The sequence below is a fragment of the Endozoicomonas sp. ONNA1 genome, assembly GCF_024606325.1.
Lineage (GTDB): Bacteria > Pseudomonadota > Gammaproteobacteria > Pseudomonadales > Endozoicomonadaceae > Endozoicomonas_A.
The window spans coordinates 1-1,343 of the sequence record NZ_JAHHPN010000935.1 but is presented as its reverse complement, the minus strand read 5'-3'; the positions used below and the strand labels follow the sequence as shown (position 1 = coordinate 1,343).

Here is a 1,343-nt window from a genome sequence, read left to right as displayed (position 1 = left end):
CCTTAATGCAGTCAAAAAATATCGTACCGGATAGCGTTTTTTTTCTTGATCATACGATCGCCAAATTGGTTGGCACAGAAAGTGAAATAAGAAAAAAGAGTCCAGCCCAAATTGGAGGGAATAAAAATTTAATATCGCCTGAATTAATTGAGAACCTAGTTGAAGTTAAACAGAAACGGTCACTTCAATTTCTAAGGAGGATTGATAATTTATTTATTCTCAATCTTCCAGACTTTATGGAAGACCGTGACCTCATTGAATTATTTGAGATGATATGTCGAGAACTTGGGCGCCGTGAGGAGCATGCAGTGCGCCTCTTGGTGAAAAGCCACCCTCGAAACAATAATCTTGGTGTGATAAAACCCATCGCTTCAAGCCAGCATATCGAAATTTTGTTTGCTGATGCGCTTTTGATTAATGGATTAGCGTTGGAAATAATCATGGAAAGTGTTGGCGGAACTTTAATTTCGACCGATTCGAGTTCACTTTACTATTCAGGAATCGTTGGGAAAGCTCCTTACATTTACGTCGGTGTTCGCAGAAAACAATATTATAAGCTTTTGACATTAGAATATGGCTTCGCAAGAGATGCGTTCAAAGCTTTTAGCCATGAGATCGTTGAATTTAATTAGGATGGTTTGGAAATGGGAAAACAAAATAATGCTCTGCAAGTTTGTCTGAACAACAAGGAGTTCATTGTCACTGGAGCTGCTGGACTTTTGGGTAAGCAGTTTTCCAAAGCTATAATTGAAGCTGGCGGTAGAGTTATCTTGGTCAATATCAGCCAACATTTGGCGTTGAACTACGAAACCGTAGCCCAGTCCAGAAAGCACTACGGAGAGAGTTAACAAACCCGTGTGGAAACTGAAATAGCCGACGTCAGCAAAACCAAGTTTCCTGGCAATCATTATTGATATCCAGTCCCTTGAACACACGGCAATGATTTGGCTAAGACCTGCGGAAAAATATTTTGGAATATACAGAAATAAAAGGTTCAAGGTTCTATAGTGCCGTTCTTCCACCATCTATTGAGATGATTGATCCCGTCATGTAACTGCTATGTTCACTTAAAAGATAAACAACCAATGAGTCATATTCGTGTAATTGTGCCATGCGGCCAAGAGGAATAAGCCTCTCAATTCTTTCTAAGAACTGCTCACTTTGGTCTGTATACACCCCTCCTGGGCATATTGCGTTACACCTAACTTGGTCTTCTGCCCAGTATGTCGCTAGGTACCTAGTCATTCCAATCAAACCGGATTTTATTACCGAATAGGTAATTGGTTTCTTAGGTTGCTGTAAATCTAATAAACCTTCTTTTCTATAAAGGCTTTGGTCTGGGC

At 40.0% G+C, this 1,343-nt stretch carries 3 protein-coding genes; 2 read left to right on the top strand and 1 reads right to left on the bottom strand.

Going from position 1 to position 1,343, the window contains the following annotated elements:
- A partial coding sequence (locus tag KDK19_RS22530; RefSeq protein ID WP_257292996.1) for a hypothetical protein occupies positions 1-632 on the top strand: 632 nt, incomplete at its 5' end.
- A gap of 12 nt (positions 633-644) precedes the next feature.
- Complete coding sequence (locus KDK19_RS22525; protein WP_257292995.1) at positions 645-848, top strand: hypothetical protein; 204 nt, start codon at positions 645-647, stop codon at positions 846-848.
- Positions 849-1,002: 154 nt separating this feature from the next.
- Here the strand turns inward: KDK19_RS22525 and KDK19_RS22520 are convergent.
- On the bottom strand, positions 1,003-1,343 hold a 341-nt coding region (locus KDK19_RS22520; protein ID WP_257292994.1), incomplete at its 5' end, for an SDR family oxidoreductase.